This window comes from Blastomonas sp. UPD001, from assembly GCF_003426715.1.
GTDB lineage: Bacteria > Pseudomonadota > Alphaproteobacteria > Sphingomonadales > Sphingomonadaceae > Blastomonas.
Genome location: NZ_QKVT01000001.1, coordinates 1,604,472 through 1,618,677, shown reverse-complemented (window position 1 = coordinate 1,618,677; position 14,206 = coordinate 1,604,472). Strand labels below are relative to the sequence as shown.

Below are 14,206 nucleotides of genomic sequence, written 5' to 3'. Positions count from 1 at the left end.
TGCAGGCCGACGCTCAGGCCGCCGACACCCTGCCAGCGCCCGTCATAGGCAATACCCGCAATCGCTTGGCGCACCGTCTCGTGGGTCTGCGGGTTGAATCGGAAATCGGGTTCGGGCGCATCGAGCAGCTGCTCGACCAGCGCGCGCGCATAGGTCACCGAGGCACCGCCGCCATAGCGGCTCACCCGCTCGCGCCCGCGCAGCGCCGCGTGCAGCGTGTGGCGGCGCGGACCCTCGGTGAAGGACTTGCTGATGCGCAGTTCCCCGCTGGTTCCGGCGAGCGACAGCGGCGGGTCGCTGGTGATGCGGCGGACGGCGGTACCGTCCGGGCGCAAGGCGGTGAAGTTGGTCGCGAAATTCGTCGCGCTGTCCGATGTCGAGCGGAACAGGCCCGCCGCGAGGTCCCAGCCTCCGCCCAGCCGCTCTTTGGTCAGCGCGCCATAATGCTGCACCGTGTTGCGCTGGTCCGCCCATTCGGGGCCTGGGAACTTGCGACGCTCGATGCGCGGCGGCAGGAATGCGCCTTCGGGCGTGTAGAGCGGCGCGGCCTCGCGATTGTACAGGTCGATCCGGCTCCAGAACGGGATCACCTCGATATTCCGCCTCGGCTTCCACCGCGCCGCGAGCGCATAGGAGCCGAAGAACGACTGGTTGCCCGGCGCCAGCTCATCGACGAAACCCGCCACCCCCGCAACCAGGCTCAGACGGTCCTTGATCACCGGAATCTGCGTGTCGATTTCCAGCCTGCCGCCGCCCCAGCTGTTCAGGCCGAGCATCGTGCTGACCACCAGATCGTTGCCTGCAGGGCGTATCCTGTAATCGACGATGCCCGTGGGTGCCGGAAAGAGGTAATTCTGCGCGGTCAGGCCGACGCGCACGACATTGCTCTGCACCAGCCGGTCGGTGAAAGACGCCGGGCGGTCGAAATACAGCCCTTCGAGCCGGATGTTATTGGCGGTGACCGGAGAAAATCCGCGCACGTCACTACCGCTGTACAGCCCGACCCGCTCGTTGCCGATGCTGGTGCCGAAGGCATCCTCGGCCCCGGCAGCGGCATTGTCGGTCACACGCTGCGCAAGGGCTGGAGATGCCGAAACAAGGCTAGCGGTCGATAGCAGGATCGAAGCGCGGAACGTCCGCCAAATCGTCCGGGCCAAAGGGTTTCTCGCTGAACAGATAATCATAATAGAACTCGCGCAGGCGCTGGTGGTAAGCGCGAATGCGCATCTGATAGTCAAGCTGGGCGGCAACATCGGTGCGCGCGAGCGCGGTCATCGCCTGGGCCAGACCGGCGGGCGGCAGCAGCCATCCCGCAGTTCTGGCAAGCTCTGCCCGGCGGGCGATCCCGTCGCGATAGGCCGCAGATTGCTGCGCCACATGCCGGTCACCCAGGTGCTGGAAGGCGAAATACCATTTCCAGTGAAAGGTCGGCGGGATCGCCGCACCGGGTGCGAGCTGCGGATAGAGCTTGAGGAAATCGCGCATCGTCTGATCGCGCGGACGGTCCCATCCGGCATGGACATATTCGCGATTCTCGCGTGCCAGCGCCGCGCCATCGGGCACCGGCACGGCGGCGTTGATCGCCAGGTTAGCCCCTGCCGGCGCAACCAGCGTCAGCGCAAACCAGATCGCCGCGAGCGAGGCGGCATGCACCGCCGAGCGCGAGCCCCGCCGCGCGACGATGAGGATGATGGCGGTCCACAGCAAAGCGACGAGCCCGATCAGCCCGGCAAAGCCGAGGGCGCGCAAGGGCGCGGTGCCAGCGACCAGCGCGCCGACCGCGAAGGGCAGCAGCAGCGCCATCAGCACGCCGCCCAGACGCACCAGCACGCGCGCGCTCCAGAGGCGCCGGTTCGCGCCGGGCAAGGCGGCAAGCGCATGATAGCGCCCCGCCTCGCGCTCACCCGACCACAGGTCGTGGAGCAGCGCGATCAGCACCAGCGGCGCGAGATAGATGACGACAAAGGCGAGGTCGAACCGCCCCGGCAGTGCGAGTTCGGGATTGGCGGCTTCGTTCTCGTAGATCTGCGCCTCGAGCGCGAGCGCGCGGACGCGCAGCAAGGCGGGCGCGATGTCGCGGCTGCCGAGCGCGGCAAAGGCCAGGTCCGATGGCGCGTCCCAGGTCGGCTGGAACCCGTAATAGGCGCCCGAGCCGGCATCCTCGACAAACGCCGCCAGCGCGCGCTCCTCGGTGGCCTGCCCTGCGATCATCCGGTCGATCGCCGCCCGATCGCGCGCGACGCTGGCCAGGCCCAGCGCGACCGCCGCGCTGGCACAGATCGCGAGCAACGCCAGCGCCATCAGCGCCGATCTGCTGCGCAGCATGAAGCCGAATTCACGCGCCAGGTTGCTCATAACCCTGCCCTTTCGAGCCGGCGGCGCGCAAAGGCGAACAGGCCCATCGCCACCGCAACCCATAGCGCGAGCACCGCCAGCGGCATCGCCATCGCGCCTGCACGCTCACCCGGGCTGGGCGCGGAGAAATCGAAATCGGGGATCGTCTTCCAGAAATCGGCGGAGATGCGCGTGCGGCGGTCGGCAATCGGGTCCTTGCTGCGCGCGGCGTCATCGGCGCTGGCGACGGCGCTTGCCTGCAGCCCGTTGAGCTTCTGCACCATGTCGTAGCGATAGGCCTCGGCAGCAGCCAGAAAGGCGAGATGCGTACCGAGATCGGTCGCCGCCCCGGTCATCGACGCGCGGCGCACCGCGAGCGCCGGGCTGATGATGCCGAGGGTTGTGAGTGTCTCGGTCTGCGCGTTCTGGATGGCGGCGGCGCGCGCGGCATAGTCCTTGAACAGCTGCGAGGTCAGCCGCTCGCCTTCCTGCGCCAGCACGCCGCGATAGTTGAACGGCAGGTCCTCGACCCGGGTGACGTTATATTGCTTGAGCAGCTTCGCCTTGAACGCGGCGAAATGCGGGTCGTTGGGATTGTGGCTGTCGCCGATGCGGCGCAGGTCTGCGGCAATGGCAAATTCGGTATCGACCCGGCTCGGCAGAGGCTCGGCCACGCCGACCCAGGCCGCCGCCGCGCGCGGGACCAGCACCACGACGATCGCCCAAGCCGCGATCAGCGTGACCAACGCGCCCTGCGCACTGCCCGCCAGCGCCGAGACCGCGGTGATGACCAGCACCCAGACGAGCAGATAGCCGCCATAGGACAAGGCCGTGAGCGCCGCGATGCCCGCCTCGCCCGGCTGCTGCACGGCGGCCCAGCCGAGCGCGGCAAAGGCGGGTGCCATCGCCAGCACCGCCGCCACGCCGAGCGCCAGCGCCTTGCCGCCCAGGATCGACCAGGCCCCTGCACCATAAGCCGCAAGCGCGCGCAGACTGCCGCGCTCGCGCTCGCGGGCGATGCTCGCAAAGCCCAGAAACACCAGCAGCAGCGGTGCGAGCGTCTGCAGCACGAAGGCGGGGGTCAGCTGGCCGAAGCGGACAAGATCCGAAGACTCCCGCGCCGCGCCGAAGGTGGCGCTGTTCTGCCGGTGCCCCTCGAGAAACAGCAAGGTGCCGGTAAACGCATCGACCCCTGGATCGAACGCGGCGAGCGGGCCCACCGGGCGCAAGGCATAGGTGCCGTAATGCACCATGCGGTGCGGATGCCGGTCCGGCTGCGCCTTGAACTGCGCATCGGTCGCGGCCTGAGCCTCCGCCCGCATCTTCGCTGCTGCTGCCATCTGCGTCGCCGAGGTCACTGCCGCTATGGCCGAAAGCAGCAGCAGTGTCGCGATCCCGACCAGCGCCAACCGCGAGCGCAGCATCAGGCGCAGCTCGGCGCCCGCGATCGTCAGCGCCTGGTTCATCGCACCGTCGCAAAGCCATCGTGAAGGGCATTGAGGTCAAAGCGCGGTTCGCTGGTTTGCGCCGACCATTCGCTGGCGATCCTGCCGCCCGAGATCAGGCCGATCCGGTCGGCGGTATCGGCCGCGCCGAGCAGGTCATGCGTCACCATCAGCACCGCCACGCCGCGCGCCGCGAGCGTTTCGAGCAGCGCGTGAAAGTCCGCCGAGGCTGCGGGGTCGAGCCCCGAGGTCGGCTCGTCGAGCAGCAGCAGCGGCGTATCGCGCAGCATCGCGAGCGCGATCGCGGTCTTCTGCCGCATGCCCTTGGAAAAGCTGCCCGCGCGCTGTTCCCAGGCTGGGGCGGCCAGGCCCACCGACAGGAATGCTGCCTCGATCTCGGCCCGGCTGCGGCGGCAATCGGCGATCTTGAGCAGATAGTCGACATTCTCGCGCGCGGTCAGATGGTCATAGAGCGCCACGTTTTCCGGCAGATAGGCGATCTGCGCGCGCACCGCCTCGATGGCAGTGGCCGGGTCCTGCCCGCCGATCGTGAGCCCGCCGCCCGAACGCGCGAGAAAGCCGAGGATCGCGAACAATGTCGTCGATTTGCCCGCGCCATTGCCGCCTAGCAGCGCATAGATTTCGCCCGCCGCCAGCGTCAGCGACAGGCCGTCGACGATGCGCCGCCCGCCGCGCTCGACGACGAGCTGGTCGATCACCAGAACGGGATTGGACATGCAAAGGATCCTTCAGAACGACAATCTCAGCGCCACCGACGCCGCACGCGGCGTCCCGGGCTGCACCCAAAGCTGCGAGAAGCTGTTGGTATAATATACTGTATCAAACAAATTCGTGACGTCAGCGAAAACTTCCACATTTTCAAGGACCTTCCACGCCGCGAACAGCCGGACCAGCGTGTAGTCGGGCAGTTCGAAGGCCGTTCCGGTCTCGCCGAGCCGCGTTCCGACATGCTGCACGCCGCCGCCAATCGTCAGCCTGGTGTCACCGATATCGAAGCCGCGCGATGCCTGGAGGCTGAGCGTCTGGCGCGGAATGTTGATCAAGCGGTCGCCGCGGCGGATAGGCAGGCCGAAATTGAGATCGGCGACATCCTGCCGCGCTTCGGCATCGACAAAGGCATAGGAGAACCACAGGTCGATATCGCCGGGCAGCTTGCCCATCAGGTCGAATTCGAGCCCCCGGCTGCGCGCCTTGCCGATCGGCAGCGAGAAGCCGGGATTGGCCGGGTCCGCCGCGAGCACGTTCGACTTGGACAAGGTGAACAGCGAGACCGTGCCCTGCAGCGCATCGTCGAACAGGCCGAATTTTGCGCCGATTTCGGCCGACTTGCTGGTTTCCGGATCGAACAGACGACCTGCAGCCGTTGCACCCAGATTGGCACGGAAGCCCTCGCCATAAGCGGCGTAGAGCGAGACCGCGCGCGATGCGGTATAGACGATACCCGCCTGCGGGCTGAACCGGCTGTAGCTGCGGCTGGCGGCAGTGTTGTTGGCCCGGTTGAGGCTCTCCACGGTGATGTCGTCGAAGCGCCCGCCCAGGCGAATCTGCAGCGAATCGGTTATGCTGATCTGGTCCTGCACATAGGCGCCGACCGCGCGCTGCTGGTCGAGCCGGTTGGTCTGCGGCCCCGGAGCGGGCAGCGGGAAGCGGCCATGGACCGGGTTGAACACATCGATATCGTTGCTCGCCTGCGCGGTGGTCGCAGCGCCGATTGAGGGCGGACGGAAGCGAAGGAAAAGCTGGCTGTTGTCGAACTCGTCATAATCGACGCCCAGCAGCACGCGGTGCGTCAGGCCGCCCGTCGCGAACCGCCCCGCGATCTCGCCGCGCAGCACGAAATGCTCGCCTTCATACAGGCGGAAGCGACGCTGGCGCGAGAGCGAGCGACCGTCGCGGAAGAGCCGCTGGCGCGCCGTGGCAAGTTCGGGCTCGGTGGAAAAGCCCTCGAGCCGCGTCTCGCGATACTGGGTGCCGATCAGCAGGCTCCAGTCCTCGTTGAACTTGTGGTCGAGCTGCACCTGATGTCCGGTCGCATCCGCCTCGATCGGCCCATCGCCCGGTTCGCCGAAGAAATCGCGGCGCGACACCCGGCCCAGCACGCCGCCGATCGCCACGGTGCCGCGATCGAAATCCGCCTCCTGCCGCGTCAGCTCGAGGTCATAGCTGATCGTCGTATTCTCGCCGAGCTTGAGCAGGAACGACGGCAGAAAGCCGACCCGCTCGGACCCCACGGTGCGGCGAAAGCTGTCCGACTTCTCGTAAAAGCCGATCAGCCGCACCGCCGCGACATCGCCGATCGCGATGTTGACATCGGCATCGGCGCGGCGGCGATCGAAGCTGCCGGCTTGTACATTGATCCGCCCCCGCGTGTCGAAATCCGCGTGCTTGGTGACGATATTGACGGTGCCGCCCGGCTCGCCGCGACCGAACAGTGCGGCATTGGGCCCTTTCAGGATCTCGATCCGCTCGACGCCCGCGACATCGCGCGTCCCGCCGAAGCCGCGCCCGCCGTTGAAGCCGTTGACCAGATAGCCCGAGGGCAGGTTCTCGTCCCCGGCAAACCCACGCACGGCATAGGCATCCCACAGTCCGCCGAAATTGTTCTGCCGCGCCACCGAGGCCGACAGATCGAGCGCGTCGGTAAGCCGCGTCAGATTGTTGGCGTCGATCTGCTCCTGGCCGATCTGGGTAATCGCCTGCGGCGTCTCGCGCAGCGTGAAGTCACCGCGATAGGCCTGACGCTGACCGGTGACGATGATGTTGTCCTCGGCCTCGAGCGCGTCGCCGGGCTGTTCCTGATCGGCCCAGGCGGTGCCAGGCGTGACCGCAGTCCCCGCCAGCATCATCGAGACCAGGCCAAAAGCGAAACGTGACATGACAGCGTGTACCCCCCACAAGAGCGCCGCATCCCCCCCGGGAGCGTCGGAGCGAGGCGCGTGATATAGTATATCATCCGGAGGTCAAGAGTGTTTTGCTGCTAGATCCGGGGGCACCCGATGGCAGCATGCATATGCCTGAGGACGCCGCGAGGAACCGCGATCGCTCGACCTTCGTGAGGATAGAAAAGCGGGGCAAGGGGGCCATCGCTAGGGAGAATGCGGGGATTGCGTGCAGCTTCAGGGTCGAGCGCGAACGCTGGACGGCGGGGCACCACCGCGTCCGCCGCCGGACCCAAGGTGGAACTGATCCCCGCCGGTCGTCGCTATCGCGGGAGGCTAAGCCCCGACGCTCGAAGCGCTTGCCTCATGGCACGCGCGCCGGCACCGCGCATCGCGGTGCCATACCTTATCGATAACAATGCTGTGCGGGGTTTAATCTGCAGCCATTCACCGTGCAGTTTGGCGTCGTGCACTGCGACGGGAAGCGAACGGCTCAGCCTTTCGCTCCCCGCAGTGGCACGGCTTTCGCCTGAGGCCGTCTTCGGCCTCAGGCGAGAATAGTCGCATCAGGCGCGCGGATATCGGCCCGCCTGCTTCTTGTCCTGGTGCCGCTTGACCAGATAGCCACCGGCTCCCAGCAGCAGCATCGACGGCAGGCTCATCCGCGAGATGATGAACGGGATGGCCGATGCCGCGATCGCGCCGGTGGTTGCGCCTGCGGCGCTGTCTGCCTTGGGCGACTTGCCCGCAATCTTGGCACCGAGATAGGCGCCGATAATGTTCTTGATCATGCTGTTGCTCCTTGTCTCCCCGAATACCGGACAGGGCGGATATGGTTCCCTCGCGCTGCGGGTTTGTAGTGAAAGGCCGGGGACCGGAACTCCGCCCCTTGCAAGGCGTAAGCCCTGCCAGACGGGAGCAGGACCAGCCATGATCGACAAAATGACAAAGCTACAGACCTTTGCGCGGGCAGGTTGGTTCGCGCGCGGCGTGGTCTATTGCCTGCTTGGCGTGCTCGCCCTCACCGGCACCGGCGCATCCGACGCCAGCCCGCAGGGAGTGTTCCGATCGGTGCAGGACATGCCTGGCGGATCGTGGCTGCTCGGGCTGCTCGCGCTCGGCCTCGCCTTTTACGGCGCGTACCGGCTTTACAGCGCAGCGATGGACAGCGAGGGCAAGGGCGACGACACCAAGGGCGCGGCCATTCGCATCGGCTATGCGGCAAGCGGTTTGGCGCATTTCTTCCTCGCTTATGCCGCAGCGCGCCTGGCAATGGGCCAACCCTCCAGCGGCGACGGCGCGACCGAGCAGCGCGCGGCGGACATGGTGCTCGATGTACCGATGGGCGGAGCGTTGATCGGCGCGCTGGGCCTGGCGTTCCTCGCCGCTGCCGCGCACCAGGCGATCAAGGCCTGGACCACCGAATTCATGGCGGACACCGGCCCCGGTGCGCCGCGCTGGGTGGTGCCGATCGGCCGGGCGGGACTGGCCGCGCGCGCGGTCGTCTTCGCGGTCATCGGCCTGTCGCTGATCAGCGCAGGATGGTTCGGTTCCGCGGGCGAGGTGAAGGGCCTGGGCGATGCGCTGTCATCGCTGGCCGACCACCCCGAACTTTATGCGCTGGTCGGGATCGGGTTGTTCCTGTTCGGCGTGCACAGTTTCGTCGACGCGCGCTGGCGGCGCGTGCGCAACGACGATGTGGTGAACGTGCTCAAGGCGCGGGCGCGGGCTCGCTGAATACACAGCCCGATCGGCGGCAATTACATCGCGAGGCATCGCCCGAGCCGGGCTCATGATGCCCTCCGGAGTGCCTGCCAACGTTCGGGAAGCGTCACGAGCGGTTCGTGATCATTTCCGCAATCACAGGGAACTATCGAGGCTTTCGGGGCTTGGGAGTTCGCAAGGAGTCCTGAATGCCCGATGAACTGATCGTCAACGGAACGCCCCATCCGCTTCCGCAAGACCCCCGTGTCACCCTGCTCGATTTTCTCCGGCACGATCTGGGGCTGACCGGCACCAAGAAAGGCTGCGACCACGGTCAGTGCGGCGCTTGCACGGTGATCGTCAACGGGCTGCGCATCAACAGCTGCCTCACGCTCGCGGCGATGCACGAGGGCCATCAGGTCACGACGATCGAGGGCCTGGGCATTGCGGACGAGCCTTCGCCGCTGCAGCGCGCGTTTGTCGAGCATGACGGATTTCAGTGCGGCTATTGCACGCCGGGGCAGATCTGTTCGGCGACCGCGATGCTCGACGAGATCGCGAATGGCTGGCCGAGCGATGCCAGCGAGACGCTCGACGGCCCGCTCGAGGCCAGCGGCGCGGAAATTCGCGAGCGGATGAGCGGCAATCTGTGCCGCTGCGGCGCCTATGCCAATATCGTCGCCGCGATCCGCGACGTCGCCAAATCGGAGCCTGCGGCATGAGGCCGTTCCAGTACCAGCGCGCGCATTCGATCAGCGATGCCTCGACGATCGCGGCACTGCCCGAGGCGATGCTGATCGCGGGCGGCACCAACCTGCTCGACATGATGAAGCTGCAGGTCGCCACCCCTTCGCAGCTCGGCGATATCGGGCGGATCGGGCTCGACGGCATTCAGGATGCCCCCGACGGAGGCCTGCGCATCGGCGCGCTGGCGACCAACACCGCCACTGCCGTGCATCCGCGCGTCCGCGCCGATTATCCGGTGCTCGCCCGCGCGATCCTGGCCGGCGCGACGCAGCAACTGCGCAACAAGGCGACGACCGGCGGCAATCTGTGCCAGCGTACGCGCTGCTATTATTTCATGAACGTCGACCAGCCCTGCAACAAGCGCAATCCGGGCAGCGGCTGCGGTGCGATCGGCGGGGTAAACAAGCTGCACGCGGTGCTCGGCACCAGCGACCAGTGTATCGCGACCTATCCCGGCGACATGGCGGTGGCGCTGACCGCGCTGGGCGCAAAGGTTGTCATCGCGAAGAGCGACGGCGCCGAGAGGACCGTGCCGGTGCGCGACTTCCACCTGCTGCCCGGCGACACCCCATGGCGCGACAATGTGCTGGAGGCAGGCGAGTTGATCGTCGCGGTTACCCTGCCCCCGCCGATCGCGGCGACGCAGCTCTACCGCAAGGTGCGCGAGCGGTCGTCCTATGCCTTTGCCCTGGTCTCGATCGCGGCCGTGATCGCGATCGACGATGGCAAGTTCGCCCGCGCCGATCTCGCCTTTGGTGGCCTCGCGCACAAGCCGTGGCACGACCCGCGCATCGGCGAACTGCTCGTCGGCGCGGCCCCCTCGCCAGGACTGTACGACCAGGCCGCCGACCTTCTGCTCGAAGCGGCAGAAGGCCATGGCGACAATGATTTCAAGATTCCGCTCGCCCGGCGCACGTTGCACGCGGTGCTGGCCGAAGCGGTGGAGAAGGCGGCATGAGCGTGCATGTGAAGCAGGACAAGCCTGCGACCGACAACCGGCTCGACACGATGCGCCAGGGCGTGATCGGCAAGCCCGTCTCGCGGATCGAAGGGCTGGCCAAGGTCACCGGCACCGCGCCCTATGCCGCAGAATATCCCGTCGAGGGCTGCGTCGAGGGCGTGCTGGTAACAGCGACCATCACCCGGGGCACCATCGTGCGCATCGACGCCGAAAGCGCGCTTGCCATGCCCGGCGTGATCGCGGTGATCGATGACGAGCGGCTCACCACGCGCCCCGCCCAGGGCACCGCCAACGAGGCTCCGCAGCAGAAGCCACGCACGATCTGCTATTGGGGTCAGCCGGTAGCGCTGGTGGTGGCAGAAAGTTTCGAACAGGCGCGCGATGCGGCCAGGCATCTGGTCGTCGAATACAAGCCCGACGAAGCAGCGCCCGTCGAAGCGGACCCGAGCATTGCCGAGGAACAGGAAGACGAGACCGTCCGCGAAGGCAATCTCGACAAGGCAATGTCCGACGCGGCCTATGCGGTCGATGTCACCTATACAACCAAGGGCCATGCCTCGGCGGCGATGGAGCCGCATGCCGCGATCGCGCAATGGGACGGCGAACGCCTGACCGTCCATGCCTCGCTGCAGATGCTGAACTACAACATTACCGAACTGTCCGATGCGCTCGACCTGCCCGAGGACAGGATCCGCCTTATCTCGCGCTATGTCGGCGGCGGGTTCGGGTCGAAGCTCGGGATCAGCGAGGAAGCGGTTGCGGCCTCTATCGCCGCGATGCAGCTCGAACGCCCCGTGCGCGTCGTGATGTCGCGCCAGCAGGTGTTCCAGAGCATCATGCGACGGTCGGAGACGACGCAGCGGCTGCGGCTGGCGTGCGATGCCGACGGCAGGCTGACCGGCTTCGGGCACGAGGCGCTGGTCTCCAACCTTCCCGGCGAGGAATTTGCCGAACCGGTGCTGCAATCCTCGCATTTCCTCTATCCGGGCGAGCATCGCGAGCTGGTGCTGAAGCTCGCCCGCATCCACCGCATGACCGCAGGCTCGGTCCGCGCGCCCGGCGAGGCCGTGGGCATGCCCGCGCTCGAGGCGGCGATGGACGTGCTTGCCGAGCGTGCCGGGATCGATCCGGTCGAGCTGCGCTTGCGCAACATTCCCGACAAGGACCCCGAACAGGGCCTGCCCTTCTCGTCGCACAAGCTCGCCGAATGCCTGCGCCAGGGCGCGGAAGCGTTCGGCTGGGACAGCGGACCGCGCAAGCCCCGCCTGCGCCGCGAGGGCGAATGGTGGATCGGCACCGGGATGGCGAGCGCCGCGCGCGTGCACAATGTCGCCGCAGCCAGGGCACGCGTCACGCTCAGGGCGGATGGCACCGCGCTGGTCGAAACCGACATGACCGATATCGGCACCGGGACCTACACCATCGTCGCGCAGGTTGCGGGCGAGATGCTGGGCTTGGCGCCCGACCAGGTGCTGGTTGACCTCGGTGACAGCAACCATCCGCGCGGGCCCGGATCGGGCGGCAGCTGGGGAGCCCCGTCGATCGGCTCTGCGGTCTATGTCGCGTGCATGGCGATCCGCGAGGCGCTGGCCGACACCCTCGGCATCGACGAGACCGCGCTGGTGCTCGCCGACGCCAAAGCGGGCAACGGCACGCCGTTGACCGAATTGCTCGGCGGCAAGGATCTGGTGCGCGAAGGCCATTACGAGCCGGGCAAGATCACCGATGATTATCTCGCCTCGGGCTTCGGCGCGTTCTTCGCCGAGGTGCGGGTCAACCACTATACCGGCGAAACCCGGGTGAACCGCATGCTCGGCGCGTTCGGCTTCGGCCGGGTGCTCAACGCCAAGACCGCGCGCTCGCAATGCCTGGGCGGCATCACCTGGAGCATCGGCATGGCGCTGACCGAGGCGCTCGAGTTCGATCCGCGCGACGGGCATCTCGTCAATCGCGATCTCGCCGAATATCACGTTCCCGTGCACCGCGACGTGCCCGATCTCGACGTGGTGCTGGTCGAGGAGCGCGATGCCGCCGCGAGCATTATCCAGGCCAAGGGCATTGGCGAGCTGGGCATGTGCGGCGGCGCGGCGGCGATCGCCAATGCGATCTACAATGCCTGCGGCGCGCGCGTGTTCGATTATCCGATGACCCCCGACCGGGTGCTTGCCGCGATGCCCGACTGACGGTCGGCGGCACCCCCCGGCGGGGCCGCGACGCGTTTGGACAAAGCGATTTCAATGGGCTAGACCCTGGCCATTGCCATTCTCAGCGAGACCCCCTGCCGTGCAGACCAACCGCAATGTCCTCCGCGCCAGCGGCCAAGCCAACCGATGGGCGATCGCCGGGCTGGTCGCGGGCATCGTGTTCTTCGTGCTCAGCGCAGGGATCGCCTATCTCAACATCGCCAATATGCGCGCCAGCGATTCCGCGATCCGCAAGACGCATACGGTGCTCAATGCGCTCGACGACATGCTGGCCGCGGCGCTCGACGCGGAGACCGGGCAGCGCGGCTATCTGCTGACCGGGCGCGAGGCCTATCTCGAGCCCTATGTCGAAGGCGCCGCGCTGGCGCGCGCCAAGCTCACCGTGCTGGAAGCGATGATGCAGGGCGATGCCGTGCAGGAAGACAATGTCGCGCAGCTCGAACGCAATGTGGAGCAGAAGCTGCGCGAACTCGATGCGACGATCCGACTGCGGCGCGACGAGGGCTTCGCTGCGGCACTGGCGGCCGTGGATTCGGACCGTGGCAAGGCGGCGATGGACGCGATCCGCGCGCAGATTGCCAGCATGGCGCGCGAGGAACTGCGCAAGCGGCAGTCCAACATCGACCAGATGGCCGCCGCCTCGAACACCGCCGTGGTCAGCGCGGTGGTGACCAGCGCCAGCGGCATCGCGCTGACCATCGCCATCTTCCTGCTGATGGTACGCAGCATGCGCCAGCGCGAACGGCAGCAATGGCTGCAGCAGGCTCAGGTCGATCTTTCGTCCGCGATGATGGGCGACAAGTCGATCGAGGATCTTGCGGCCGCCATCCTTGCCTTCCTCGCCGACAAGACCGGCAGCCGCGCCGGTGCGCTGTTCAAGGGCGAAGGCGGCAGCTTCAACCGCGCGAGCATGCTCGGCGTCGCCCAGGGGGCGGACGTACCGGTCAGCTTCACGCTGAACGAGGGCCTGCTCGGCAAGGCAGCGGTCGATGGCCGGTTGATCGTGCTCAACGATATTCCACAAGGCTATCTTTCGATCGGTTCGGCGCTGGGCAGCGACGTCCCGCGCCACCTGGTGATCGCACCGACCAAGGCCGACGACCGCGTCAATGGCGTGATCGAGCTCGGCTTTCTCGATCCCGTCGACGAGCTGGTGCTCGAGCTGCTCGAACAGTCGAGCGGATCGATCGGCATCGCGCTGCGGTCCGCCCGGTTCCGCACGCGGCTGCAGGATGCGCTCGAGGAGACGCAGCGCCAGGCCGGCGAGCTGCAGGCGCAGAGCGAGGAGCTGCGCGTCTCGAACGAGGAGCTTGAGGAACAGGGCAATGCGCTGCGCGAAACCCAGGCACGGCTCGAGCTGCAGCAGGTCGAGCTCGAACAGACCAACAGCCAGCTCGAGGAGCAGGCGCAGGCGCTGGAAACGCAGCGCGACGACCTGGAACGCGCCTCCGCCGCGCTGCAATTGAAGGCGCGCGAGCTCGAACAGGCGAGCCAGTACAAGTCCGATTTCCTTGCCAATATGAGCCACGAGCTGCGCACCCCGCTCAACTCGCTGCTGATCCTGTCGAAACTGCTCGCCGACAATCCCGAAGAGCGGCTGTCCGAGGAGCAGGTCAAGTTCGCGCGCACCATCTATTCGGCGGGCAACGATCTTCTGGTGCTGATCAACGACATTCTCGACCTGTCGAAGATCGAGGCCGGGCATATCGAGATCCAGCCCGCGCCGGTGCTGACAGACCGACTGGCGAGTGACATGCAGAAGGTCTTCCAGCCGATCGCCGACGAGCGCGGCCTGACGCTCGAGATCGAGCGCGACGCGGATTGCCCCGAGACGATCGAGACCGACCGGATGCGGCTCGAACAGGTGATCAAGAACCTGTTGTCGAACGCGCTCAAGTTCACCGAGCGCGG

At 67.0% G+C, this 14,206-nt stretch carries 10 protein-coding genes and 1 pseudogene; 5 read left to right on the top strand and 6 right to left on the bottom strand.

Features of this window, described 5'->3' with window-relative positions; translation table 11 throughout:
* The 6 genes and pseudogenes from DM995_RS08270 to DM995_RS08245 all read right to left on the bottom strand — a co-directional run.
* Positions 1 to 1,067 (bottom strand): annotated as a pseudogene (locus DM995_RS08270) (TonB-dependent receptor domain-containing protein); the annotation flags it as partial.
* 34 nt (positions 1,068 to 1,101) lie between these two features.
* Positions 1,102 to 2,355, bottom strand: a complete 1,254-nt coding sequence (locus tag DM995_RS08265) for an ABC transporter permease (protein WP_116969109.1) — start codon at positions 2,353 to 2,355, stop codon at positions 1,102 to 1,104.
* Positions 2,352 to 3,800, bottom strand: coding sequence for an ABC transporter permease (locus DM995_RS08260; protein ID WP_116969108.1), 1,449 nt, complete (start codon positions 3,798 to 3,800; stop codon positions 2,352 to 2,354). Before DM995_RS08260 ends, DM995_RS08265 begins: the two co-directional genes overlap by 4 nt.
* A complete protein-coding gene (locus tag DM995_RS08255) occupies positions 3,797 to 4,516 on the bottom strand; it encodes an ABC transporter ATP-binding protein (protein ID WP_116969107.1) in 720 nt (239 codons plus the stop codon). Before DM995_RS08255 ends, DM995_RS08260 begins: the two co-directional genes overlap by 4 nt.
* Before the next feature lie 12 nt (positions 4,517 to 4,528).
* Entirely contained in the window at positions 4,529 to 6,676 is a 2,148-nt protein-coding gene (locus tag DM995_RS08250; protein WP_116969106.1) for a TonB-dependent siderophore receptor, read from the bottom strand.
* A 569-nt stretch (positions 6,677 to 7,245) separates the two neighbouring features.
* Complete coding sequence (locus DM995_RS08245; protein WP_023836182.1) at positions 7,246 to 7,470, bottom strand: hypothetical protein; 225 nt, start codon at positions 7,468 to 7,470, stop codon at positions 7,246 to 7,248.
* A 151-nt stretch (positions 7,471 to 7,621) separates the two neighbouring features.
* On the opposite strand from DM995_RS08245, the gene DM995_RS08240 reads away from it, so the two are divergent.
* The 5 genes from DM995_RS08240 to DM995_RS22220 form a co-directional block, all read left to right on the top strand.
* Complete coding sequence (locus DM995_RS08240; protein ID WP_198669300.1) at positions 7,622 to 8,416, top strand: DUF1206 domain-containing protein; 795 nt, start codon at positions 7,622 to 7,624, stop codon at positions 8,414 to 8,416.
* Positions 8,417 to 8,592: 176 nt separating this feature from the next.
* Entirely contained in the window at positions 8,593 to 9,105 is a 513-nt protein-coding gene (locus tag DM995_RS08235) for a 2Fe-2S iron-sulfur cluster-binding protein (RefSeq protein WP_116969104.1), read from the top strand.
* A complete protein-coding gene (locus DM995_RS08230; protein WP_116969103.1) occupies positions 9,102 to 10,088 on the top strand; it encodes an FAD binding domain-containing protein in 987 nt (328 codons plus the stop codon). The genes DM995_RS08235 and DM995_RS08230 overlap by 4 nt, the downstream gene beginning before the upstream one ends.
* Complete coding sequence (locus DM995_RS08225) at positions 10,085 to 12,274, top strand: xanthine dehydrogenase family protein molybdopterin-binding subunit (protein WP_116969102.1); 2,190 nt, start codon at positions 10,085 to 10,087, stop codon at positions 12,272 to 12,274. Before DM995_RS08230 ends, DM995_RS08225 begins: the two co-directional genes overlap by 4 nt.
* Before the next feature lie 100 nt (positions 12,275 to 12,374).
* The coding region (locus tag DM995_RS22220) for a CHASE3 domain-containing protein (RefSeq protein WP_232824192.1) at positions 12,375 to 14,206 on the top strand (1,832 nt) is incomplete at its 3' end.